At 58.7% G+C, this 23,705-nt stretch carries 20 protein-coding genes and 1 tRNA gene; 14 read left to right on the top strand and 7 right to left on the bottom strand.

Annotation, left to right across the window (positions count from 1 at the left end):
* Window positions 1–92 precede the first annotated feature (92 nt).
* Genes BKA12_RS04480 through BKA12_RS04470 form a run of 3 tightly spaced genes read left to right on the top strand, consistent with a single transcriptional unit; the run spans window position 93 to window position 3,706 of the window.
* Window positions 93–1,409 carry an acetyl-CoA C-acetyltransferase gene (locus tag BKA12_RS04480; protein ID WP_183640991.1) on the top strand — a complete coding sequence of 439 codons (1,317 nt, stop codon included), beginning with the start codon at window positions 93–95 and terminating at the stop codon, window positions 1,407–1,409.
* Window positions 1,410–2,768 carry a 3-oxoacyl-ACP reductase gene (locus BKA12_RS04475; protein WP_183640989.1) on the top strand — a complete coding sequence of 453 codons (1,359 nt, stop codon included), beginning with the start codon at window positions 1,410–1,412 and terminating at the stop codon, window positions 2,766–2,768.
* 2 nt (window positions 2,769–2,770) lie between these two features.
* Window positions 2,771–3,706: a MaoC/PaaZ C-terminal domain-containing protein gene (locus tag BKA12_RS04470; RefSeq protein ID WP_183640987.1), complete on the top strand. Its 936-nt coding sequence runs from the start codon at window positions 2,771–2,773 to the stop codon at window positions 3,704–3,706.
* Here the strand turns inward: BKA12_RS04470 and BKA12_RS04465 are convergent.
* From BKA12_RS04465 to BKA12_RS04450, 4 genes are all read right to left on the bottom strand, one after another.
* A complete protein-coding gene (locus BKA12_RS04465; protein WP_183640985.1) occupies window positions 3,676–4,887 on the bottom strand; it encodes a glycosyltransferase in 1,212 nt (403 codons plus the stop codon). The genes BKA12_RS04470 and BKA12_RS04465 overlap by 31 nt on opposite strands.
* Before the next feature lie 99 nt (window positions 4,888–4,986).
* Entirely contained in the window at window positions 4,987–6,678 is a 1,692-nt protein-coding gene (locus BKA12_RS04460; RefSeq protein ID WP_183640984.1) for a M23 family metallopeptidase, read from the bottom strand.
* Window positions 6,679–6,838: 160 nt separating this feature from the next.
* Window positions 6,839–8,488, bottom strand: a complete 1,650-nt coding sequence (locus BKA12_RS04455) for an MFS transporter (RefSeq protein WP_183640982.1) — start codon at window positions 8,486–8,488, stop codon at window positions 6,839–6,841.
* 5 nt (window positions 8,489–8,493) lie between these two features.
* On the bottom strand, window positions 8,494–8,943 hold the full coding sequence (locus BKA12_RS04450) for a DUF2871 domain-containing protein (RefSeq protein ID WP_183640980.1): 450 nt from the start codon (window positions 8,941–8,943) through the stop codon (window positions 8,494–8,496).
* A 241-nt stretch (window positions 8,944–9,184) separates the two neighbouring features.
* On the opposite strand from BKA12_RS04450, the gene BKA12_RS04445 reads away from it, so the two are divergent.
* Window positions 9,185–10,351 carry an IS1249 family transposase gene (locus tag BKA12_RS04445; protein WP_183639878.1) on the top strand — a complete coding sequence of 389 codons (1,167 nt, stop codon included), beginning with the start codon at window positions 9,185–9,187 and terminating at the stop codon, window positions 10,349–10,351.
* Between the two features lie 122 nt (window positions 10,352–10,473).
* Here the strand turns inward: BKA12_RS04445 and BKA12_RS04440 are convergent.
* A tRNA-Leu gene (locus BKA12_RS04440) sits at window positions 10,474–10,558 on the bottom strand.
* A gap of 223 nt (window positions 10,559–10,781) precedes the next feature.
* Here BKA12_RS04440 and BKA12_RS04435 point away from each other — a divergent pair.
* Both BKA12_RS04435 and BKA12_RS04430 read left to right on the top strand, forming a co-directional pair.
* On the top strand, window positions 10,782–12,101 hold the full coding sequence (locus BKA12_RS04435; protein WP_183640979.1) for a M20/M25/M40 family metallo-hydrolase: 1,320 nt from the start codon (window positions 10,782–10,784) through the stop codon (window positions 12,099–12,101).
* Window positions 12,102–12,124: 23 nt separating this feature from the next.
* Entirely contained in the window at window positions 12,125–13,294 is a 1,170-nt protein-coding gene (locus tag BKA12_RS04430; RefSeq protein ID WP_183640977.1) for an acyl-CoA dehydrogenase family protein, read from the top strand.
* On the opposite strand, the gene BKA12_RS04425 is transcribed toward BKA12_RS04430, so the two are convergent.
* A complete protein-coding gene (locus tag BKA12_RS04425) occupies window positions 13,284–13,526 on the bottom strand; it encodes a DUF5703 family protein (RefSeq protein WP_183640975.1) in 243 nt (80 codons plus the stop codon). The two genes, BKA12_RS04430 and BKA12_RS04425, sit on opposite strands and share 11 nt — an antisense overlap.
* Window positions 13,527–13,603: 77 nt before the next feature.
* Here BKA12_RS04425 and BKA12_RS04420 point away from each other — a divergent pair, with 77 nt between their 5' ends.
* From BKA12_RS04420 to mshC, 3 genes are all read left to right on the top strand, one after another.
* Window positions 13,604–13,870: a hypothetical protein gene (locus BKA12_RS04420; RefSeq protein WP_338087429.1), complete on the top strand. Its 267-nt coding sequence runs from the start codon at window positions 13,604–13,606 to the stop codon at window positions 13,868–13,870.
* Between the two features lie 130 nt (window positions 13,871–14,000).
* Window positions 14,001–14,834, top strand: coding sequence for an undecaprenyl-diphosphate phosphatase (locus tag BKA12_RS04415; RefSeq protein WP_183640972.1), 834 nt, complete (start codon window positions 14,001–14,003; stop codon window positions 14,832–14,834).
* 117 nt (window positions 14,835–14,951) lie between these two features.
* The gene (gene mshC / locus BKA12_RS04410) at window positions 14,952–16,232 is read left to right on the top strand and encodes a cysteine--1-D-myo-inosityl 2-amino-2-deoxy-alpha-D-glucopyranoside ligase (RefSeq protein ID WP_183640970.1); all 1,281 of its coding nucleotides are present in this window, start codon (window positions 14,952–14,954) and stop codon (window positions 16,230–16,232) included.
* Window positions 16,233–16,265: 33 nt separating this feature from the next.
* Here the strand turns inward: mshC and BKA12_RS04405 are convergent, their stop codons facing one another.
* Window positions 16,266–17,204 (bottom strand): proteasome assembly chaperone family protein, encoded by a 939-nt coding sequence (locus BKA12_RS04405; RefSeq protein ID WP_338087428.1) that lies wholly within the window; start codon window positions 17,202–17,204, stop codon window positions 16,266–16,268.
* A gap of 152 nt (window positions 17,205–17,356) precedes the next feature.
* Here BKA12_RS04405 and BKA12_RS04400 point away from each other — a divergent pair, with 152 nt between their 5' ends.
* Genes BKA12_RS04400 through dop form a run of 5 tightly spaced genes read left to right on the top strand, consistent with a single transcriptional unit; the run spans window position 17,357 to window position 23,693 of the window.
* A complete protein-coding gene (locus tag BKA12_RS04400) occupies window positions 17,357–18,046 on the top strand; it encodes an HAD family hydrolase (RefSeq protein WP_183640968.1) in 690 nt (229 codons plus the stop codon).
* A complete protein-coding gene (locus tag BKA12_RS04395; protein ID WP_183640966.1) occupies window positions 17,979–19,169 on the top strand; it encodes a site-2 protease family protein in 1,191 nt (396 codons plus the stop codon). Before BKA12_RS04400 ends, BKA12_RS04395 begins: the two co-directional genes overlap by 68 nt.
* On the top strand, window positions 19,156–20,220 hold the full coding sequence (locus BKA12_RS04390; protein ID WP_246361600.1) for a tRNA (adenine-N1)-methyltransferase: 1,065 nt from the start codon (window positions 19,156–19,158) through the stop codon (window positions 20,218–20,220). Before BKA12_RS04395 ends, BKA12_RS04390 begins: the two co-directional genes overlap by 14 nt.
* A gap of 60 nt (window positions 20,221–20,280) precedes the next feature.
* The gene (arc, locus tag BKA12_RS04385; RefSeq protein ID WP_183640962.1) at window positions 20,281–22,050 is read left to right on the top strand and encodes a proteasome ATPase; all 1,770 of its coding nucleotides are present in this window, start codon (window positions 20,281–20,283) and stop codon (window positions 22,048–22,050) included.
* On the top strand, window positions 22,047–23,693 hold the full coding sequence (gene dop / locus BKA12_RS04380) for a depupylase/deamidase Dop (protein WP_183640961.1): 1,647 nt from the start codon (window positions 22,047–22,049) through the stop codon (window positions 23,691–23,693). Before arc ends, dop begins: the two co-directional genes overlap by 4 nt.
* The last annotated feature ends 12 nt before the right edge of the window (window positions 23,694–23,705 follow it).

Here is a 23,705-nt window from a genome sequence, read left to right as displayed (position 1 = left end):
AGTCACACCGACCTTGGTACGTTGGTTAGTGGGGCACCGCCTCGCTAGACCTTCTGGCAAGTCGCCAACAACTCTCGCCGAAAGGGTTACTCATGACCGAGCAGAACCAGACCCCAGCTTCCCCGCAGACCGTACGCCGCGCCGTCGTCATTGGCGGTAACCGCGTTCCTTTCGCCCGCTCGCATGGCGCTTACGCGAACGCCAGCAACCAGGACCTTTTGACCGCAGCCATCGATGGCCTTGTGGCCCGCTTCGGTTTGCAGGGCGAGCGTATTGACCTCGTCTCAGCCGGTGCGGTCATCAAGCACTCCAAGGATTTCAACCTCACCCGCGAGTCCGTCTTGGGCACCGCCCTTGCCAAGGACACTCCAGCGGTTGACGTCCAGATGGCCTGCGCAACTGGCATGGAAGCCCTCGGTTCCCTCGCGAACAAGATCAAGCTGGGCCAGCTAGAATCCGCGATCGGCGGCGGCGTTGATTCCATTTCTGACGCACCCATCGTTTTCTCTGACGGCGTGCGCCACGCACTCCTCGAAGTAAGCCGCGCAAAGACCCTTCCACAGAAGCTTGCCGCTTTCTCCAAGGTGCGCCCTAAGGATCTTGCTCCGGTTGCTCCGGGCACCAACGAGCCACGTACCGGCTTGTCCATGGGCGAGCACCAGGCCTTGACCACCGCGAAGTGGAACATCACTCGCGAAGCTCAGGACGAGTTGGCAGCAGCAAGCCATAACAACCTCGCTGCCGCTTACGATCGCCACTTCTTCGATGACCTCGTCACCCCGTACGCGGGCCTGACCAAGGACAACAACATGCGTCCGGGCTCCACGGTTGAGAAGCTGGGCACGCTCAAGCCGGTCTTCGGCAAGTCCCTCGGCGACAAGGCCACCATGACAGCCGGCAACTCCACGCCTTTGACGGATGGCGCTTCGGCAGTTCTTCTTGGATCCGAAGAGTGGGCGAAGTCCAAGGACCTACCGATCCTTGCTGAGTTCGTTGACTTCGAAGCCGCTGCCGTTGACTTCGTCAGTGGCGAAGAGGGCCTCCTCATGGCTCCGGCCTACGCCGTTGCCCGCATGCTCAAGCGCAACAACCTCACCCTGCAGGACTTCGACTTCTACGAGATCCATGAGGCCTTCGCTGGCACCGTGCTCTCCACGCTTGCCGCTTGGGAAGACGAAGAGTTCTGCCGCACCAAGCTCGGTTTGGATCAGCCACTCGGCTCGATCGATCGCAGCAAGCTCAACGTCAACGGTTCTTCGTTGGCCGCAGGTCACCCCTTCGCCGCAACCGGTGGACGCCTCGTGGCAACACTCGCCAAGATGCTCCACGAAAAGGGCAGCGGACGCGGTTTGATCTCCGTGTGCGCCGCCGGTGGCCAGGGCGTCGTCGCAATTTTGGAGGCACGCTAAATGGCAGACGCATACATGGATCTTGTCGGCAGCGGTTTCGGTAAGGTGCTCGCGAAACAGCTGGGCTTGCCGCAGCCGCCGAAACTCCGTCGATACCAGAGCGGTGAGCCGATTGCTCCCGGACCTGTCCTGTTGCTCGGTAGCGGAGCCACGGCTCAACAGCTTGCCGACGTCTTGCTGGGATGGGAACTGGATGTCCGCCGCCACTTCACGGACAACGTGCGCTACGGTGCCGTCTTCCTCGTGGCTGATTCCTTCGAATCGCCCAGCGAATTGGGCGAGCCAGCACTTGAAATGGGCCGCGCGCTGAAGACTCTGGCGCCAGGGGCTCGTGTGATCTCGTTGTCCAAGCAGGCCACCGAGCAGGACAAGCCATCCGTAGCTGCAGTACGTCGCGGCCTCGAGGGCTTCATCCGCTCCGTGGCTCGCGAACTACGCGGCGGCGCAACGGCCAACGGACTGTTCTTGGGCGACGGCGTCGACGGACACAACGCGTCACTGCTCGGCGCTATCCGCTTCTTCCTCTCCGGAAAGAGCGCGTACGTTGACGGCCAGTTCTTGAGCGTTGAAGCGTCCGGATCCACGGTTCCGGATGTGCGCACCCTCAATTACGACGGCGCCAGCGCACCTCTCGCGGGCAAAGTTGCGGTGGTCACGGGTGCAGCTCGCGGTATTGGCGCTGCTATTGCTCGCGTCTTGCACCGTGACGGCGCGAAGGTCGTAGTGGTGGACGTTCCGGCCGCAGGCGACGCTCTCACGAAGGTCGCGAACGAGCTCAGCGGAACCGCATTGCAGTTGGACATCACGCGTGAAGATGCCGGCGACGTGATCCTCAAGCATGCTCTGGGCCGTCACGGACGACTGGACATCGTCATCCATAACGCCGGCATTACGCGCGACAAGCTGCTCGCCAACATGGATCAGGCGAAGTGGGATTCCGTCATTGCCGTGAACCTCGAGTCTCAGTTGCGCATGAATGAAGCATTCTTGGCAGCTGATCTTCAGGGTCTGCGCATCGTGACCCTTGCATCCACCAGTGGCATTGCAGGCAACCGTGGTCAGACCAACTACGCGGCGTCCAAGGCCGGACTTATGGGCGTTGTCGCGGCAACTTCACCGGCTCTTGAAGCTCGCGGCGGTGGCATGAATGCCGTCGCTCCAGGTTTCATCGAGACTGAAATGACGGCGAAGATCCCGGTGGCTACTCGTGCCGTGGGTCGCCTCCTCATGCCGTCGCTGATGCAAGGCGGATTGCCGCAGGATGTAGCTGAAGCAGTTTCCTTCTTAGCCTCACCCGAAGCATCCGGAATCAACGGCCAGACGCTTCGCGTGTGTGGTCAGAGCCTGATCGGAGCCTAAACATGGCTGAACTGACGTCGATGCCATCCATCCCCAAGCTGTACGCACAAGCGGCGGCTAAGGGTGCAAGCCATCAACTCAAAAGTGCTCTCACGGGAACGCCACTTGGCGGCCTGCTCAAGAAGGTTCCCTTGGGTGGATCTTCCAAAGCTCACGGAAACGCAGTCTTGCCGACCGAGCGCGTGAGCGTTTCGGGTCATTCGATCGAGCGCCAAAAGCTCGTAAGCTACCAGCGACTCATGAAGGACACCGTGCGCGATGAACTCCCATCGGTGTTCTTGCACGCCGCCGCTTTCCCGGTGGCGCTGGCCGCCATGAGCACGGCGGACTTCCCGCTCCCGCTCATGGGTATGGTTCACCTCAAGAACGTGGTGGAGCATCGCCGTGTTGTTGCTCCTGAGGAAGTTCTCAATATTTCCGCATGGACTGAAAACCTTCAGGCACATTATGCCGGAACGCAGTTTGATGCCGTCGCCGAGATTTCGGTGGGGGATGAGGTTGTGTGGCGTGGTGTCTCGACGTATTTGTCTAAGGGCACGTTCCTCGCAGGCAAGCCTGAACGCCCGGAGCGCGAAGCGCGGGACACCGACACTCCTCAGTCCATCGCTACGTGGAAACTATCGGGTGACACGGGACGCGATTATGCAGAGGTATCCGGTGACTTCAACCCGATTCATTTGGGAACCATCCCGGCGAAGATCGCTGGCATGAAGGGTGCGATTGTCCACGGCATGTATTCCGCGGGCAGGGCTCTCGCTGCAACTGCTCCACATGGACAGCCATACGAGTGGTCCATCGAGTTCGAGGCTCCCGTGTTCCTCCCCGCAATTGTGGCTTTTGAAGCACACGCGTCAGGTGAGGCTGGGAAGACCGAATTCTCAGGTTGGAACGCCAAGAACCAGCGACGTCACTTCGTGGGTTGGGTGGCACGCCGGTAGCTGGCAACAGCGCTGGTTGCGGTTCGTTCCCAACTGAAATCGCGTGCGTGAGCGGCGGCATTCTGAGACCAAGTCTCCGGAATGCCGTCGCTTTCTAGTTCCACGAGCTTGTCCGCCCAGTGATTCGGATCGAGGTCCATAATGAGTGCGCCCGTGACGTTGTTCAACACCGTGTGGGCTAGCCCGCCAGACGCATGTGCGATTACTGGTACGCCGCAGGCCTGCGCCTCCATCGCCACCAATCCGAAGGACTCAGAAAACGAAGGTACGGCAACGATATCCGCAGCCCTGAACCAGTCAGCCAAGCGTTCTGGAGGCTGCGCTGGGAGGAGGGAGACGGCGTCGTGCATGTGATGCCGCTCAACCATCTGCGGCAGGTTGAGTTGCTCCGGACCGCTGTTGTCTCCAATGAACACCGCGTGGATGGACGCATTCGGGCTCTTCGTCTTGGCTAAGAGGAGCGCGTTGAAGAGAACCTGCGGGCCCTTGAACTCTTGGATGCGTCCGGCAAAGAGTACCTTGAGGGCTGAAGAACTCGAGGCTGAAGGCCAGATGGCGCGGTCGCCGTGTGGATTGAAAATTTCGAGGTTGACACCTGGCGGGACCACGTCGATCTTGGCCAGCGGAGCGTTGTAGAAACGCACTAATTCGGCGCGTTCCGCAGGAGTATTTGCGGTCAGCCTGGTGGCTAGGTCCACGATGTTGTCTTCGGCGTCGAGCCGTTCCTGCAGCTCGCTGGATTCCGGATGATCGTGAAGCTTGACCCGGCCCATAGTGTGCATGGTGTGAACAATGGGGATCGCAAAAGAATCGCGGCAACAAAGGGCTGCGTCCGCTGACATCCAGTAATGCGTGTGGATGACATCGAAATGGCCGTGAGTGGCGGCGCAGAGTGCACGACCAAATTCGTCGAGGTGCTCGTGAAGTCGTTCTTTCTCGAGCGGACCTGGGGGACCGGCCGGCAAATAGTGCACGGGGATCTCTGGACTCAAGAAGTCTGGATCGCCCTCGCCGCGCGTGAAAATTTCAACGTGGTGGCCAGCAGCATGCAGGGCCGTGGCTAATTGACGGACGTAGACGTTGAGTCCGCCCGCATCCCCACGTCCTGGCTGATCCAAAGGGGACGTGTGGAGAGACACCATGGCAATGCGCAATGTTGGTAGCTCACCCGAATCATTCACGATTAGACACTATCTCAGCTTCACGCCACCTGAAGTGTTGTATACGTTGAGAGGAAGGATCGTGACGAGAGGTACTTCCACTCAAATTCTGAGTGAGACTCAGGCTAGACCACACGCGCGTAAGAAGGCCTTCAAGCTGAACTCCAAGCCATACTCCTGCGAAAACGCATCATGAATGGCCAACTGGTCACTTGGCGATGCTGCCTCCAACGCCGCGCACTGATTTGCGAAAACAGCCGGGCTCAAGACCTCAGCGGGTGAAACTTTTGCTGGCTGATCCTTTGCTGGCTGAGAAGGATCATTTGTAGCGCTGGGAGTCGGCGTTGCCGAAGGGGCAGGCGTCGGGCTCGGCGAAGGGGCTGGTGTCGTCGATGGTTCTGGCACTGGCACTGGCTCCGGGCTTGGCGATGGAGAAGGGCTGGCAGTCGGCGTTGGGCTCGGTGAAGGCTTAGGCGCCGGTGCGGGCTCCGGTGAAGGAGCAGGCTTTGGCGTTGGGCTCGGCTCAGGTTTTGGAGTCGGCTCCGGAGCTGGTGTTGGAGATGGTGAAGGCGCGGGTGTCGGTTCTGGCTCCGGAGTTGGGCTCGGAGACGGAGCTGGAGTTGGCGACGGCGAAGGAGAAGGCGAAGGGGTTGGTGTTGGCGAAGGCGTTGGGGAAGCACTTGGAGAAGGACTTGCGCTTGGCTCAGCAGGCTGTTGCGATGCCGGAGCTTCAGACGCAGGCGAATTCGTGGCGCTCGGAATCACAGACGATGGGCTAGCTAGAACATCAGAATCAGCGTTGGACGCGGCACTTGGCGGTACTGGCGCAGCGGACGCGGCTACGTCCTTCTTGCTACGACTCGTTGGATTCTTCTCGATCTTGTTGCTGGCAGCCAGGACGTCGTCCTCGGGATTGATGATCTTGCCAGAATCTCGGCCATACTCGCCGAGATTGTTATAGGCGGCACCCATGGAAATCGACTCAGGAGTCTCCAACGAGACCGGCTGCCCGGGAACCACTGGCAAGAAGAGCGCTGGGTTCACCCACTTGCCGTTCTTCTGTACTTCGAAGTGAACGTGGCAACCCGTGGAGTTTCCCGTGGTGCCAGCAAGTGCAATCACATCGCCGCGTCGGACGGTATCGCCCACACGAACTAACAACGTGGTGTTGTGACTGTACGCAGTCCGGAAATCATCCTTGTGTTGCAGGGTGACGCGGTTTCCGGAGTGACCTGCCCATGCGGATTGGATAACTTTTCCATCCGCCGCTGCCGTGACGGGAGTTCCGCAGGCAACTCCATAGTCCTGGCCGATGTGCAACTGAACACCGGTGCCGGTGGGGTTATGCCGCCAACCGAAAACGCTCGTGAGATGAATGTTAGAGACCGGGTGCTGGAACCGACCATGATCGCCGATATCCGCCACTTGCGGACTGAGATCCACCTTGACCTTCGCGGCCTGCACCACGCTTTCGCCGTCCGCCGCCGAACCATCCGAATTGACTTCGGCGGCTGCGGCAGCGGCGGAGCTAACGCTACTGCGTCCCAGCAGCGGATCAAGATAGCTGTTGTCCACGCCGCTTTGGAGATTTGGGGCGCTCTCGAGAGTGTTGAAGACAAGGTTAGTGGTTGCGATTTCTGGTTCCGGAAGGACATCGCGGCGGGACTGCTCTGAAAAGAGATACGGTGCCGAAACTGCGGTCACGGGGAGGACAAGTGCACCCAAAGCGATGGCGCCAGTAACTATGAAAGCTCGCGATCGACTGATGCGTACTGAGGTGGTCGCGTCCGTGACGGCGACGTACTCATTCATCTCTGCAGTGTCCCAACATCTCCGGCCCCATGAATTCGGCTGAATTCCCGGTATTCGTGGTCCAGTCGCTCACTTGATCAGCGACCGGCCCGACTCACCCAGCTTATGCTTCCCGTCGACAAAAAGGTAGCGATTTGATGAATGTCTGATGACAAAACCGTTAACTTTCGGTGGCACCGATTCGGCTGGCCTGACGAAGCTTCCAAGCACCGATCAAACCGATGAACAAAATGATGGCCGATACCGCGAGAGACCACTGAGTTGCACTCGCGAATGCATCCGAAAGGACGCGAATCACGTCGCCGGAATTATCGCCGAATGGACTAGCTGACCCCTGCGCCCGAAGCTGCACAATGACGGCTCCAGCAGACTGGCGCACCGTGTCCGTCAGTTGATTCGCCACGGGATCGGCGACGGCGACGCTCGCAAGTGCAGACGGCACCACGAGTGCTAGGGCAAGAGACAGGACCGCGCCAGAAATTGCCGTTCCCACTGCTGAACCAATTTGCCGAACGGTGCTCTGCGTTGCCGAGGCCTGACCCGACTCTGCAACATCGACATCACGAAGAACGGTTCCGGTCAGTTGAGCGGAAGCCAGCCCCAGCCCCAGCCCATAGATTGCCAGCGTCACGGCCAACACCCACACGGACATTTCAGCGGAGAGGAACAGGCCGAGCGCTACCACGCCGGCTACTTCGAGTGCCAGACCCACTAGGACGGTTTCGGGTGCACCGAACTTCGCAGCCAAGTGACGCGCAGCTGCGCCAGACAAGAAAGCGCCGATGGCCAATGCAGCGAGAACGGCGCCGGCCTTGAGGACGCTGTAGTCCAGAACGTTGATGAGGAAGAGTGGCAATACGAAGATTAGTGCGAATTCGCCCATAGTGACGATCGTTGCGGTGAGGTTGCCCCACGAGAACGTCGGCAACTTGAAGAGACGAACGTTGAGGATCGCTGTGCGTGAAAACTCTGCTCGACGCGACTCCCAAGCTACAAACGTCACCAAACTGATGGCGGCACCCATCAGGGCAATAGGCACGGGGGAGAGCGGCGCCGTCGTACTCCATTCAAGTCCGAAAATTGGGAGGGAAGCGGTAGGTGCCCACCATCCAATATCCGGTCCTTCAATGATGCCGAAGACTAGGAGTCCAAAACCGAGGGCGCTCAGTGCCGCGCCGAGGACATCCGTGCCGTGTTCGCTGCGATCGCTGGATGTTTCCGGAACGGCATAGATCGCGAGCCCGATGATCAGTGCAACGAGCGGGATATTGACGAGGAAGATCCAGTGCCACGAAAGCCACTGCGTCAGCGCACCGCCCGCGAGGGGGCCAATCGCCGCGGCGCCAGAGATGACCGCACCCCAGACGCCGAAGGCCGTTGCCCGGTACTTGCCGCGGAAGACCGCATTCACAGTGGACAGTGTCGACGGCATGATGAGTGCCGCACCGACAGCCTGAAGGGCGCGGGCAGAGAGAAGGAAGGACGACGACGCCGCTGCCGCAGCTAAGGCGCTACCCGCCGCGAAGACCACGAGGCCTGCGAGAAAGACGCGCTTGCGGCCCCAGCGATCCGCGAGGCGACCGGTGGTCAAAAGCAGCGCCGCCAAAATCACGGCGTAGATGCTGCTGACCCATTGAGCATCGCTCAACGTCAAGCGAAGATCAGCCATGATGTTGGGAAGTGCAACGCCAACGATCGTTCCGTCGAGGACGATTAGTCCCAATCCGGCTGAGAGAACACCCAGTCCCAACCAGTCGCGACGTGAAGGCGCCGCTTGGCGATCCATCGTCAATCCTTCAGGTGAAGACATGTTTGCTAGGCCTCCACTCGCTGTGCGGCAGGGGCGGCGATGGTGGTGGTCTTGAGGCTGCGGCCCAGGATGATGAAGAAGATGACCATTCCGGCGGTCAGAAGCATGTGACCGAGGCCGGCAATTCCCGAAGTCATTGCAGAAGACTCACGGCCGAGGACCGTCAGGGTGCCGTGCCATACCAAGCCTCCGGAGGTGACAATGAGGCCGGCGTTGTAGAGCCAGAAGAACCAGTCAAAGAGCTTGCCGTGCTGGCTCAGAGCAAAGACCTTCTCGAGCAGCAGCACGATGAGCAACACGATGAACCCGAGCGTCAACAAGTGCGTGTGGACTAAACCGAGCTGCGTGAACTGACCTGCAGGGAAGTCATTGGCTTTGGTGAACTCGCGGTAGAACAATCCGGAGAGAACTCCAGTGATCATGTAGGCGAGTGAAGCGAAATAGAGTCGACGCATTGTGGGTGCCTTTCCAAGCAGAACTATTACCAATGCATCTAGTTCATCAAGGATGGCGCCGAACATCATCGCAAAGTCGACTGAAAAAGAGATCAACCGTTTTGTTGATAAGACTGGCTGGACGAAAACGCAGCGAACCTATAAAAGTGGGTTATAGGCCAGAAAGTGTGTAACGAATAGCCTTGCTTCCCTTGTGTGAGTAGGGCAAGACGGGTGTGCATATGCTTTGGGAGCATATGGGGTGCCTGTTGCTTCGAATCGGCCACGTTGTGGTGTATGTGATCGTGTGTTGGTCAAAAACGGGAAAACGACGGCCGGCCGAACGCGGTGGCGTTGTCTGGACTGTGGGGCGTCAACGACTCGAACTCGTTCTGATGTATCCCGTAAGGCCGAATTGGCTGCGTTCATGTCCTGGATCTTGAGCTCCCGCTCTCAATCCGATTTTGGGTCTTCGAGCCGCTCTTTTCGACGCGACACCAGTTGGTGCTGGAATGTTCGGGTACCGCCACCGGCCGCGACGGGACAGATTCATCATCAGATCATGCTTGATGGCACGTATTTCAACGGGTGGTGCGTGCTGATCGCATTCAACGGTCAGCACGTGATTGATTGGCAGTGGTGCGATACCGAGAAAAAGATCGCGTGGCAGGCATTACTCGAACGCATCCCAGCACCAAAAATCGCGATCATTGACGGTGGTACCGGGCTCAGATCTGCGTTGAAGGATTCATGGCCGAGCACGAGGGTACAGCGCTGCTATTTCCATATCTTTCGGAACATCCGCCGTGAACTCACCTACCAGCCACGTTTACCTGCCGGGAAAGAGCTTGCCGCTCTCACGAGCGCGCTGATGAAAGTACGCACCCAGGAAGAAGCCGCCTCGTGGGTGCGTGAATACGCGCGATGGGAAGCGAGATGGGACGAGTTCTTACGCCACCGCACCTACGCGCGTACCGGGCAGGAACGACCCTCGAGCGTTCCCCAAACCAGCCAGTGGTGGTACACGCATCAACGCCTCCGCAGAGCCCGGAACATTTACCGACGCTTGATCAAGGACAAGTGTTTGTTCACGTGGTTAGAAACCACCCTTCAACCAGACTCGGGGCAGAAAGTTCACCGCACGACCTCCCCACTAGAGGGTGGCCCTAACAAGGCCATCAAAGACCTCTTACGGTTTCATCGCGGGCTACCCGAGGCCCACGCACGAACCGCGGTGGACTGGCTCCTAGACTCACTCACCGAATTCCCACGAGAACCATGGACCCTAGTGTCGCCAGAGCATTTCAACCCACCAAGAAAACAAGCAGTCAACGAAGAAACTGACACGCCACCAACCTACGACAACCACTTCAGCTGGGAAGACGGAAACGGCCTACAAAACGGATGGGGAGGCCGACGCCACCAATGACACGCCAGACATTTACACACATTTTGGCCTATAACCCATAAAAGTCTTTAAAAACTTCCGGAAATACAAAAATGACCCCCGATCTTGGGGTATTTCATCCAAAATCGGAGGCCGTTCATTTGTGCGCGAGGGGGGACTTGAACCCCCACCCACTATACGTGGACTAGCACCTCAAGCTAGCGCGTCTGCCTATTCCGCCACCCGCGCAGGTGATGATTTTCGTTCCGTGGAGTTGTTTATTTCAACTCTGCGGCTCGAAAGCAGCGAGTAAAACTCTAACACAGCTTTTGGTGAGGTTCCAATTCGAGGAGTCCCTTTGGGGCTACTTGTGCTGCACATCACGAAAAGCGGCACATTTGCGTCTTAAGACCTAGTCAGGCAAAAGCTCGATAGTGTTAGGGATACCCCGCTTGATCGAAGGAGTGCTCCGATGGCCGAGAACCAAACAGACTATTCGATTGCTGATGATGAAGTTGTTGATATCTGTAGACAACTAATTCGTCATGACACAACGAATTTTGGTGGAAATAATACCAAGGGTGAGCGCAAGGCGGCTGAGTATGTCGCAGAGTTGCTCTCCGAGGTTGGCTTTGAGTGCACCATCGAGGAGTCTGAGAAGGGCCGCGCGTCACTTGTCGCACGATTCGAGGGAACGGATTCTTCTCTTCCGGCCTTGATTGTTCATGGTCACCTCGACGTTGTCCCTGCCATGGCAGATGACTGGAGCGTTGATCCCTTCGCGGCTGAAGTCAAAGACGGCATGATCTGGGGCCGTGGCGCGGTGGACATGAAAGACATGGACGCCATGATGCTGGCCACCGTCCGTCACATGGTTCGAAACCAGGAAAAGCCGCGCCGAGATCTCATCCTTGCGTTCTTTGCTGATGAAGAAGCGGGCGGTGAGTACGGCGCCGGCTACATGGTGGAGAAGCATCCACACCTTTTTGAGGGCGCCACGGAAGCCATCAGTGAGGTCGGTGGATTCTCAGCCGATATCAACGGTCAGCGCACCTACCTCTTGCAGACTGCTGAGAAGGGCATAGCTTGGCTCAAGCTCACGGCACATGGGCGTGCGGGCCACGGATCGCAAGTCAACGACGACAACGCGGTGACGAAGCTCGCTGGTGCAGTTTCGCGGATCGGCGCCTATGAATGGCCGCTGTCCTACACGAAGACCACCCGTGCTTTCCTCGAGGGAGTTTCTGAGCTCACGGGCGTGGCCTTCGACGAGTCCAATCCGCAGGTCTTGCTCGATCAGCTCGGTACGGTTGCCCGATTCGTCGGCGCGACCCTGCAGAACACGGCAAACCCATCGGTCCTGACGGCTGGCTATAAGCACAACGTCATTCCAGGAACCGCAGAGGCGCTCATTGACGCTCGCACTCTGCCGGAGCAGCAAGAACTCGTGATTGCGAAGATTCGCGAGCTGGCCGGCGAGGGCGTTGACCTGAGTTCAGTGCATGAGGACGTTGCTCTGGAAACGACGTTCTCCGGAAACCTCGTGGATTCCATGGTGGCTGCGCTCGGTAAGGAGGATCCTGACGCGGTAGTCCTTCCGTACATGCTTTCCGGCGGCACGGACAACAAGTCACTTTCGCGATTGGGAATTACTGGCTACGGTTTTGCTCCGTTGCGTCTGCCCAAGGAATTGGATTTCACGGGCCTCTTCCATGGCGTCGACGAACGAGTACCCATCGAATCTTTGCGCTTTGGAATGCGAGTGCTGCATCGCTTGTTGTCCACCTACTAGAGACACTACGAAGTGAGGCACTTGTGAATTCCCGGAGACCAATTTCCGAAGTACTGACCCCTGAACTCCTCAACGGAATCCGCGAACGCGCGGCGGGCTACGACTCCGCCAACGTTTTCCCCACGGAGGATTTCGAGGAACTCAAAGCCGCCGGCTACCTCAAAGCAATGTTGCCCACCGACATGGGCGGGTTCGACTGGGGGATGAGCGAAGTGGTGGAGTCCCAGCGCTTGCTCGCTTCGCATGCGCCGGCTACCGCGTTGGCGGTCAACATGCACTTGGTGTGGACGGGCGTTGCGCGTTTGCTCGCGGAGCGCGGGGATTCCCGGCTCGCGATGGTCAACGAATGGGTTGCGGACGGCGAGATCATGGCGTTCGGCATTTCTGAGGCCGGAAATGATGCGGTGCTGTTTGATTCCATGACGACGGCGCAGCTCGCCGAGGATGGCTCCTACAGTTTTACTGGGCTCAAGATCTTTACGAGCCTTGCCCCGGCCTGGACGAAATTGGGAATCTTTGGAAAGTCCGAGGAGGACGGCGAACCACGCTTGATTCACGGTTTCGTTGATCGTGAAGATCCAGGCGTCGAAACCATCGAAAACTGGGACACGCTCGGCATGCGCGCTAGCCAGTCGCACTCCACCAAGCTCAACGGCGCGCGAGTCCCCGCTGGTCGCATTCACTCGAAACTGCCGGTGGGTCCCAATGCTGATCCGTTGATTTTCGGAATCTTTGCATCCTTCTTGACGCTGACGGCCTCCGTGTATGTGGGAATTGTGGACCGCGCTACCGAGCTGGCAGCGGAAATCCCGCGGCGTCGTCGTTCTCTAGTCAATGGGGGAGCGGCCTACTCAAACGATCCCACGATACGCTGGCAAATCGCGGATGCGGGACTCCTCAAGCTGGCGCTGGACGCTCACGCTCGCATGATCGCGCGCGATCTCGACGACCGCGTGGACCATGGCGCATCCTGGTTCCCGCGACTCGTGGCGTTCCGTACGGATGCAGGCAACAAGGCACGCGAAGCCGTGCAGTTGGCTTTGCAGGTGTCCGGAGGCGGTCAGTATTACCGTGGCAGCGAGCTGGAACGTCTCTACCGCGACGTTCTAGCGAGCCTTTATCATCCGTCAGATGCCGAGTCCGCTCACAATACGATCGCGAACTGGCTCGTAGGCCCCATTGTTACTGAATAGGAGGTAGCGTCCGTTCGACGCGCAGAATGCGGCGGCGCATCCAATAACGGCGTGCGCCGCCCATGTACAAACGCGTTCGGTGTAGATCCCACTTGCCATATTCGGCGTATTCCGCGAGCTGTCGACGCACCGCTTCGAGGTCGTGATCGGGGCGCGCAGTAACGATCAAATACTCAAACGGCTTCGAAGGATCCCGTTTCAGTTGCGTCTGTGGATGAGCAATTTCTTTCATTACCTGTCCATTCTGCCCAAAACCCTAGTAACGTCTAGTACATGACCAAGGATCCGCGTGTTGCTTTAGAAGTACTAGTGTCCTCGCTTGAAGAGCATCTCTCGGCAATTGTTTCGCGTCGAGCCGAAGATGACCCGGCAGTTGACGCGGCGTTCTTGAGAATTGCTGACGCCTTCGAGGACTATGAGGACGCACTGTACGAGGCGTATGGAGAAGTCACGCCGTTGGATTTGTATGATGACGATTCGGATGAGAACGACGACGAATCGGACGATGACGACTCTGACGACGTCGATGAGCTCGACGAACCTGATGATTTGTTCGACGAAGACGTCAAGGCCTAGCGTCACTTGTTAGTTTTTTAGGTAGTACCTCGGGGTGTTTTCGCAGACTGTGCGCGAAGACACCCCGAGCATTTTTCTGACTGTGGTTTATGTCAACGATTTCTCCATGGTTGTGCAGTAGTGTTCACGTGTGAGTTGGATCGAAGCCATTATTTTGGGTCTAGTACAAGGCCTGACAGAATTTTTGCCCATTTCGTCGAGTGCACACTTGCGCATTGTTGGTGAGTTCTTGCCTTCAGCGCAGGACCCAGGAGCCGCGTTCACTGCAATCACGCAGCTGGGTACTGAACTGGCCGTCATCATCTTTTTCTGGCGCGACATTGTACGAATCATTAGCCATTGGTTCGGCTCGTTGACCGGAAAGGTCTCTCGCGACGACCCAGACGCACGCATGGGCTGGCTGGTCATCATCGGCTCCATTCCCATCGGCATCCTGGGCATCCTGTTGCAGGACCTCATTGACACGTCTTTCCGCTCGTTGTGGATCACGGCGACCATGCTCATTGTCTTTGGCCTCTTCTTGGCTGTCGCGGATGCAATCGGCAAGCAAGAGCGTCACCTCCAGGACCTGACCTTCAAGCACGGCATCTTCTTTGGTTTGTTCCAGGCCCTAGCTTTGATTCCGGGTGTGTCACGCTCCGGCGGCACCATCACCGGTGGACTTTTGATGGGCTACACCCGTGAAGCCGCTACCCGGTACTCGTTCCTCCTTGCCATCCCGGCAGTCTTCTCTTCAGGTCTGTACAAGCTCTACAAGACGCTGTCAGGCGAGGGCATCGTGGGGCCGTACGGCATGGGCGAGACCCTCTTGGCAACCGCGATTGCATTCGTTGTGGGCTTCGTTATGGTCGGATGGCTCTTGCGCTACATCTCCACGCACTCGTTTAAGGCCTTCGTCTGGTACCGCATTGCGTTGGGCGTCATCCTTTACATTTTGTTGGCGACCGGCGTCATCTCCGCGTAATCGGATAACTTGTTTATTAGTCATTAGACTGAGTCGCGCTCCTCACGACGGAAGGGGTGCGGCTTTGTTTTGCCAGCATCACCTCCGTCAACTTGTTCTTTCTACGAAGGGAAAATCGTGCACGCTTGGGAAACTCGACCGGTAGTTAAGGTGGAGGGCACTGCTCCGGCGCTCGCACTTCAGGACTCTTCGCGCGGAATGGCCGTCACCGAAATTCAGACTTCGGGGGACACTGCTGGCGTTTACGTTTGTGGCATCACGCCTTACGACGCAACGCACATGGGCCATGCTGCGACCTACCTGAATTTTGACCTGATGATCCGTCAGCTGATGGACCAGGGCAAGACGGTTACGTACGTCCAGAACGTCACGGACATCGACGATCCTCTGTTGGAACGTGCTAACGATCGTGGCTTGGATTGGCGCGAGCTCGCCGAGGATCAGACGGAGCTCTTCCGCACTGACATGAAGGCGCTGAACATCATCGCGCCAAACCACTACATCGGCGCAGTTGAAGCTATCCCCACCATCACACCGGTTCTCGAGGACCTGCTTTCCCGTGGAATCGCCTACGCCGTGCCTGTCACGAATGGCACTGCCGTGCACGAAGGCGCCAACGACTTCTACTTCGATTCAGAGCGAGCAGCCTCCGAAGGCTGGACCTTGGGGGACGTCAGCGGCTACGACCGAGAGCAAATGATGGGCTTCTTCGCGGAGCGCGGCGGAGACCCGCAGCGTGAAGGCAAGCATGATGCGCTCGATCCACTGTTGTGGCGCGCAGCCCGTCAAGGAGAGCCTTACTGGGAGGGTGGACAGCTGGGTGAAGGACGTCCCGGTTGGCACATTGAATGCTCGGTCATTGCTCGCACGTATTTGCCAGCGCCGTTCACCATCCAAGGTGGCGGTAGTGACCTGATCTTCCCGCACCACGAGTTCTCCGCCGGCCATGCGTCCGCATCTGATGGCAAGCCGCTCGCAAACCACTACGTGCACACCGGAATGGTGGGCCTCGACGGCGAAAAGATGAGCAAGTCGCTGGGCAACTTGGTCCTCGTCTCGCAGCTTCGCGAGCAAGGCGTAGAGCCTGTGGCTATTCGTGCGACGTTGCTGGCTGAGCACTTCGCAAGTGACTGGTTCTGGACTGGCGAGAAGTTGGCTGTGGGGCAGCAGCGCGTCGCGACCTGGCGTGCCGCCATGGAGAAGGGTTGCAGCGTAGAGATTGCTCACCAGCTGATCGCTGATGTTCGTGGAGCTTTGGCGAACAACTTGGACGCTCCAAGAGCCTTGGCCGCGATCGATGCGTGGGCATCTTCGGTTGATTCCAGTGAAGTGCCAGATTCCGAGGGCAGCGCCGTGGTCCGCACGGCACTCGATTCCCTGTTGGGCTTGGCTCTGTAGAGGGATAGGGCTTAGTTTTCGAGAGAAAACTGATTACGACGACGGCCGGGTGTCGCCCGGTCCGTTGTCTCCCCAATTGTCACGCCGATTCTTGTCGCGTCGTTTCAAGTACTGCTCAAATTCGCGCGCAATCGACTCACCGCTGGCCTCGGGGAGTTCAGTGGCGTCTTGATTGTCCTCGAGCTGTTTGACGTAAGCTGCGACCTCTGGGTCTTCGCGCGCGAGTTCGTTGACGCCGCGTTCCCATGCTTCCGCGTATTCACGCATTTCGGTCTCATCGATGCTGACGTGCAGCATCTTCTCGATCTTCTTGACCAGTGCGAGCGAGGCCTTGGGAGACGGTGACTGACCCACATAGTGGGGGACTGCTGCCCACAAGGACAGTCCAGGTATTCCGTCGTTCGTTGATGCTTCGGCGAGCACCCCAATAATCCCCGTAGGTCCTTCGTAGGTTGCCTCTTGCGCACCCAGCATGTCCCGCAGCTCGGGCTCTTCGCTAGACAGCGTCGTCGGAATAGGTCGCGAATGGGGAACGTCCGCAAGGAGCGCGCCCACGAAAATAATGGCTTGAACGTTTTGTTCTTGCGCAATGCCCAACAGGTAGGAAGTGAATGCCTGCCAGCGGTAGGTAGGTTCGACTCCTCGAATGATCACGGCATCAATGGGCGAATCTGGGATTGTGGTGCGGTAGACCTGAGTAGAAGGCCAAGACACCACACGCTTGCCGTGTCGGTCACGCCGAACCGTTGGTCGCGAGAACTGGTAGTCATAAAAATCATCGGCAGGTACTTGCCCAATGAGCTGGGCGTGCCACGTGTCGGAAAACGCCCGGACGGCATCAGATGCGGCTTCACCGGCGTCATTCCAGCCTTCAAACGCCACCAACATGACGGCGGCTCGTTTCTCGCTTTCCGTGCCGCGTCCGGCAATCCAAGCGAGGAAATCAGTGCTATCCATTGATTCATCTGCCACGATATCCACACTAGTACTCCCTGTGACTATCAACTCCTTTTTGTCCACTTAGAGTCAAAGCACAGGCGTGTCCTAGGTAACCCACCGTAGACTTTTGCCAAGCAGACGGTTGACACCCAGCCGTCACTGGACCCTCACGGAGAGGACCTGTCATGAGTGAAGTTCGTGCCGTGTTGTGGGATATGGACGGAACAATCGTTGATACCGAGCCATATTGGATCGATGCAGAACGCCAACTTGTAGAGCAGTTTGGTGGAACGTGGACCGAAGAAGACGGTCTCAAATTGGTAGGCAACGCCTTGCCCAAGAGCGCCGAGTACCTGCAGGCTCACGGCGTCAAAATGGAAGTTCGCGAGATCATCGACTGGCTCACTCATCGCGTCAGCGCCCATGTTGCGGTTGAAGTTCCGTGGCGTCCGGGTGCCCGTGAGTTGCTGGCAGAGCTCTACCAGGCTGGCGTTCCTTGCGCCATGGTCACCATGTCCGAAGGCCCGCTCGCGCGCATCATTGCCGCAGCGCTTCCTAATGGAACCTTTGAGTTCTTGGTGACCGGTGAACAGGTGACCAAGGGTAAGCCTGACCCAGAGCCGTATAACACCGCCTTCGAGCTCCTCTCTGAAGCTCATGACGAGATCACCAAGGACACCGTGGTGGCGATCGAAGACTCGGTCCCAGGCGTAGCCTCCGCAGTCGCCAGCGGCGTAGTGACCGTGAGCGTACCTCACCACGTTCCTGTTCCAGCGGGCGACACCTGGTCGACGTGGGACACCTTGGATGGCAAGACCATCGCTGACCTCGACGAACTGGTGCGCTCCCGCGCAGGTTTGGTTGCTAGTGAGTAGCGAGACCGTCGAAAGAAGATCTTTCAATATTCCGCTGGGCAAAGTTGGCTCTGTCCCGCTGTATTTGGCACCGTCATGGTTCGTGATCGCGGCCATCATCGTGTTCATGTTCGGACCGGACATCCAGCGGCTCTTTCCTACGTTGGGCGTGGGCGCTTACGGAATTGCGTTCTTGTACGCGGTCTTCTTGGCTGTCTCTGTGCTCATTCACGAGCTTGCACACGCGCTGACCGCGGGTGCGTTCGGTTGGCGCGCTTCGGAGATTGTCTTGACGTTGTGGGGCGGCCACACTCAATTCACCTCTGCACATGCCACTCCGTGGAAGTCGCTCGCCGTGGCTCTTGCTGGTCCGGCAGCAAACTTGGTCCTCGCGGGCATTGGCCACTTGGTCAGCATTACCGTGCAGCCTTCGGGTCCGGGCGGTTTGTTGCTGAGCGTACTGGTGTGGGCCAACTTCTTGGTGGCGATCTTCAACCTGCTTCCCGGTCTTCCCCTCGATGGTGGACGCCTCGTGGAATCGATTGTCTGGAGCGCTACGGGCTCCCAATCAAAGGGCACCGTGGCGGCTGGCTGGGCAGGTCGCGTCATCGTGGTGGGGTTGGTGGGATATTTCCTGGTCTGGCCTCTACTGATGAATGAGCCAGTTCAATTGCAGTTCCTGCTGATCGTGCTGCTGGTCTGCGGCTTCCTCTGGATGGGCGCTGGCCAGGCGATCAAGTTCGCAGGAATCAGCGGCCGCGTGGATGGCATTCGTGCCGCCGACCTGATGGAACCGGCTGTCGGTATTTCTCAAGACGTTTCGCTGGCCCAGCTGGACGCCAACTACGGGGCATTTGCCGGAACGGTGTTCTTGGTCAGCCCGCAAAATCAACCCATTGCAGTGGTGGATCCCTCTGCCGCTGGCAACGTTCCCACAGCATTGAGGACGACGACGCCGCTCGCATCAGTCTCTCGCTTCCCGTCCCGCATTCCAGTAGTTCCAGCGGCCTCATCGGGGCGCAGCATGGTGGATTTCCTCGCGAAATTCGATGCTCAAGAGATTGCAGTCGTGGACGAAGCGGGCAAAGTATGCGGACTCATGCGGCAAGAACGTATTGTTGATGCCGTTCTTGGAAAGAAATAAGGAGACTCTCATTAGCGAGCCAGTAGGCGCAGCACACCGACGCGGTCCATTCCGCGCGGGCGATCGCGTGCAGTTGACGGATGAAAAACGACGCATCAACACCATTACCCTCACGGAAAATGGTCAGTTTGAGTCCCACAAGGGCGTCCTCAAGCATGACTTGTTGATCGGCGCTCCCGAGGGAAGCATCGTGGAGAACTCCATGGGCGTGCGCTACCAAGCACTCCGCCCGTTGGCTAAAGACTTTGTGCTCTCCATGCCGCGCGGCGCCACCGTGGTTTACCCGAAGGACGCCGGTCAGATTGTCACGATGGGTGACATCTACCCGGGTGCTCGCGTGGTGGAAGCCGGCGTTGGCTCCGGTGCGCTCTCCATTTCTTTACTCCGTGCAGTGGGAGACCAGGGCTACCTGCACTCCTACGAGCGCCGCGAAGAGTTCGCTGACATCGCACGCGGAAACGTGGAGACCATCTTTGGCGGTCCACATCCTGCATGGCAGATCTCCATCGGCGACTTCCAGGACCGTGTGGTTGAACTCGAAGAACCCGGCAGCATCGACCGCGTAGTGCTAGACATGTTGGCACCGTGGGAGTGCGTTGACGCAGTGGCCACAGTCTTGGCTCCGGGCGGCGTCTGGGTGAACTACGTCGCTACCGTGACGCAGTTGTCCCGCACCGTTGAAGCTATCCGCCAGGATGGTCGCTTCACTCAGCCTGAGTCGTGGGAGTCAATGGTTCGCGGTTGGCACGTTGAAGGTCTTGCTGTTCGTCCGGATCACCGCATGGTGGCTCACACGGGCTTCTTGATGACCACGCGTCGCTTGGCCGATGGCATGAGCGGCATTCCAGGTCAGAAGCGCGTGAAGAACACCGAGTTTTCTGCAGAGGATCTTGCATCCTGGACCGCGGGTCACGACCCCGAGGCATGGAACGCCGAAGGGCTCGGCGAACGTAATGTCTCGGATCGAAAGCTCCGTCGCGCCGCCAAGGATGCCGCGTCCACCACGCAACGTGGCGCTTTGAGGCATCTCGAAGAGCCACAGGATGACTAGGATTAACTAGTCCTCACGACGCGTGAATTCTGAAGGACAACTGAAGAAGGGGTGATAGCGATGGCCGATAACCAACCCGCTACAAACGGTGACGGTGAGAGGAACCCCAAGGTGGATCAGCTCGCAAGACTAGAGAACCAAATCATCGTTGCCGAGCGACAGCTTGCTCAACAGCGAGACCGCACGCGAGAGATTGACGCCAAGCTGCAGGCAGCCGGCGTCAACAACAAGCGGATGGTTGAGCTTCTCGAGCGTACTCGTGAAGAAATCATTGAACTCAAGAGCGCTTTGCAGCGCGACGGTGATTTCCCCTTCGGGTACGGAACGGTCATTGCCAAGCATGAGCGCGGCCACGCCAAATCCACACACTCGATCGACGCTGCCAATGTCAAGAGCGTCGACATTCTTCAGGCCGGACGAAAGCTTCGCGTCGGCGTGAGCCCCATGATTTCGTGGGACGCCGTGCAGCCTGGCGTTGAAGTTCTCCTCAACGAAGCACTCGTGATTGTGGCTATCGCTGACCCAGAAAAGGTCGGCGAAGTCACCACCGTGAAGGAAGTTCTCGACGCTGATCGAGTTCTCACCGTCGGCAAAGCCGATGACCAGAAGGTGGTCAAGATCGGTGGCGCCCTCAAGGGTGAAAAGATCCGCGTGGGCGATTCCCTGGTGCTCGAACCGAAGTCTGGTTATGCCGTGGAGCGCTTGCACCTCAGCGAAGTCCAGAGCCTCATTCTCGAAGAAGTTCCGGACATCTCCTACGAGAACATCGGTGGCCTGGGCCCGCAGATCAACCAAATCCGCGACGCTGTGGAACTGCCGTTCTTGCACGCAGACGTGTACCGCGATCACGGCCTCAAAGCGCCCAAGGGCATTTTGCTTTACGGCCCTCCGGGTTGCGGTAAGACGTTGATCGCCAAGGCGGTCGCGAGCTCGCTCGCTGAAAATGTCGCCAAGATCCAAGGCACTGGCGAAGCTCGTTCGTACTTCTTGAACATCAAGGGCCCAGAGCTCTTGAACAAGTACGTGGGCGAGACCGAACGTCATATTCGCCTCATCTTCAGCCGCGCGCGTGAAAAGGCCAGTGGCGGCAGCCCCGTCGTCGTCTTCTTCGACGAAATGGATTCGCTGTTCCGCACCCGCGGTACCGGTGTCTCCTCGGACGTCGAAACTACGATTGTCCCGCAGCTTCTGAGCGAAATTGATGGCGTCGAAAAGCTGGACAACGTCATTGTCATTGGTGCTTCCAACCGCGAAGACATGATTGACCCGGCGATCCTTCGCCCGGGTCGCTTGGACGTCAAGATCAAGATTCGCCGCCCAGACCGTGACGGCGCAGCGGACATCTTCTCGAAGCACTTCACTCCAGCGGTGCCGGTGCATGAGAAGGAAATTGCTCGCTTCGGTGGCGACAAGCAGCAGGCCATCAACGCGCTCATCGATGAGACGGTGGACGCGATGTATGCGGAGACGCAGCAGAATCAGTTCATTGAAATCACTTATGTGGACGGCTCCCACGAGATGCTTTACTTCGGTGATTTCACCTCCGGTGCGGTCATTCGCAACGTGGTGGACCGCGCCAAAAAGTCCGCGATCAAGAGCTTGCTGTCTACCGGCGAACACGGCATCACCCGCGAGCACTTGCTGACCGCTGTCACGGACGAATTCCGCGAACATGAGGATCTGCCCAACACGACGAACCCGGACGAATGGGCGCGTATCTCGGGCCGCAAGGGTGAGCGCATTGCGCACTTGCGCACTATCGATCACTCGCAACCCGCTGCTCATCCGGCCGTCAACGCCGCCGATCAGCCAACGGTCGTCACGCCGTGACGGTCAAACGGTTCGCGGGGCTCGAAACCGAATTTGGGATCCTGGCCCCGCAAGACCTGACCGCGAACGCCACCGTGCTGTCGGCGCGGCTCATCAACGCGCACGCGGACTTGGTGGCGCGCGAGCGCCATCACGTCGCAGCGACCAGTTGGGACTACACGGACGAACGCCCGTTGCAGGACGCGCGTGGTTTCGAGATGGATCGCGATCAAGCGCACCCCAGCCAGCTCACGGATACCCCGCGCGAACTGACGGCCGAGGAGATTGCGCTGAGCACGGATGCTCAACCGGGCAAAATTTTCAAAGAAGAAGCCTCCATGCTGGCCGCGATGTATCGCGAAGACGCCAATGATGTGGGGCATGTCCGCATGAACATGGTGCTCGGCAACGGCGCGCGCTTCTATGTGGACCATGCGCACCCCGAATACTCTTCACCCGAAACGCTGTGGCCAGCGGACGCGGTGCTCTGGGACCAAGCGGGAGACGTCATTGCCCGCCGCGCCGCCGACCACGTGCGGGACGTATGGGGTCTCGGCGAGCTGTTGGTGTACAAAAACAACACTGACGGCAAGGGCCAGTCCTATGGCGCCCACGAGAACTACCTCATGCCTCGCTCGGTGGACTTCGATAAGGCTGCAGCTGCGCTCATTCCGTTCTTCGCAACCCGCCAAGTCTTCTGTGGGTCGGGACGCGTGGGAATCGGCATGCGCAGCGGGTATCCCGGATTTCAGATCAGCCAGCGCGCGGACTTCTTTGAAGCCGAAATCGGCCTTGAGACCACGGTCCGCCGCCCCATCGTCAACACGCGCGATGAACCGCACTCCAACTGGGAAAAATACCGCCGCCTCCACGTGATCATCGGCGACTCCAACATGGGTCAGGTCTCGACCTACCTTCGCGTGGGCGCAACGAGCCTGGTGCTCGCGCTCATCGAGGCTGGCCGAGCACCAGAAATTGGGTTGCTCGACCCGGTCGAAGCGCTCCAAACGATTTCCCACGATCCGCAAGCTCGCACCGTCGTACGCCTCAAGGACGGCCGCAGGCTGACTGCCATCGATATCCAGAGAATTTATTACGACGCCGCAGCCTCGCTGTGTGCGGATACCGGCGCGGACACGGAACCCCAGACGGCGGACGTGCTCCAGCGTTGGGGCGCCACGTTGGATGCTCTCGCGCGTGATCCACTCGAAGTCGCCAGCACAGTGGACTGGGTGGCTAAGTACCAATTGCTGTCCGCGTATCGTGACCGAAATGGGCTGGACTGGGACGATCCCCGACTCGCCATGATGGACCTGCAGTGGTCTGATCTACGGAGTGACAAGGGACTGTTCTTTAAACTGGCCGGCCGTGGTCGCGTGGAGCGCTTGTTCGACGACGCCGCGATTGAGCGAGCCGTCGGGAACCCGCCAGAGGACACTCGCGCGTATTTGCGCGGCCGTGCCGTGAGCGCGTTCCCGGATCATGTGGTGGGAGCGAACTGGGACGCCTTGAGTTTTAGCGTTCCGGGCCGAGCTCGCGTTCAGCGCCGCTCGCTCATGGATCCGTACTGGGGTTCGCGCGCGACCGTTGAAAAGCTCTTTGAGATGCAAAACGATATTGCCGAATTTGTTGATGCTTTGCCGCGCGGTGACCGCGGGGCATGATGGTGGTCTAGG

This window comes from Neomicrococcus lactis, assembly GCF_014200305.1.
Classification (GTDB): Bacteria; Actinomycetota; Actinomycetes; order Actinomycetales; family Micrococcaceae; genus Neomicrococcus; species Neomicrococcus lactis.
Note: the sequence above shows the minus strand (reverse complement) of the source record. Positions and strands in the feature narration are given on the sequence as shown.

Coding starts and splice junctions, on each gene's coding strand:
- BKA12_RS04455 (WP_183640982.1), bottom strand. CDS start 8,488: ATGTCTTCACCTGAAGGATTGACGATGGATCGCCAAGCGGCGCCTTCA.
- BKA12_RS04425 (WP_183640975.1), bottom strand. CDS start 13,526: ATGAAAGAAATTGCTCATCCACAGACGCAACTGAAACGGGATCCTTCG.
- BKA12_RS04475 (WP_183640989.1), top strand. CDS start 1,410: ATGGCAGACGCATACATGGATCTTGTCGGCAGCGGTTTCGGTAAGGTG.
- BKA12_RS04450 (WP_183640980.1), bottom strand. CDS start 8,943: ATGCGTCGACTCTATTTCGCTTCACTCGCCTACATGATCACTGGAGTT.
- BKA12_RS04460 (WP_183640984.1), bottom strand. CDS start 6,678: ATGAATGAGTACGTCGCCGTCACGGACGCGACCACCTCAGTACGCATC.
- BKA12_RS04480 (WP_183640991.1), top strand. CDS start 93: ATGACCGAGCAGAACCAGACCCCAGCTTCCCCGCAGACCGTACGCCGC.
- arc (WP_183640962.1), top strand. CDS start 20,281: ATGGCCGATAACCAACCCGCTACAAACGGTGACGGTGAGAGGAACCCC.
- BKA12_RS04470 (WP_183640987.1), top strand. CDS start 2,771: ATGGCTGAACTGACGTCGATGCCATCCATCCCCAAGCTGTACGCACAA.
- BKA12_RS04400 (WP_183640968.1), top strand. CDS start 17,357: ATGAGTGAAGTTCGTGCCGTGTTGTGGGATATGGACGGAACAATCGTT.
- BKA12_RS04395 (WP_183640966.1), top strand. CDS start 17,979: ATGGCAAGACCATCGCTGACCTCGACGAACTGGTGCGCTCCCGCGCAG.
- BKA12_RS04435 (WP_183640979.1), top strand. CDS start 10,782: ATGGCCGAGAACCAAACAGACTATTCGATTGCTGATGATGAAGTTGTT.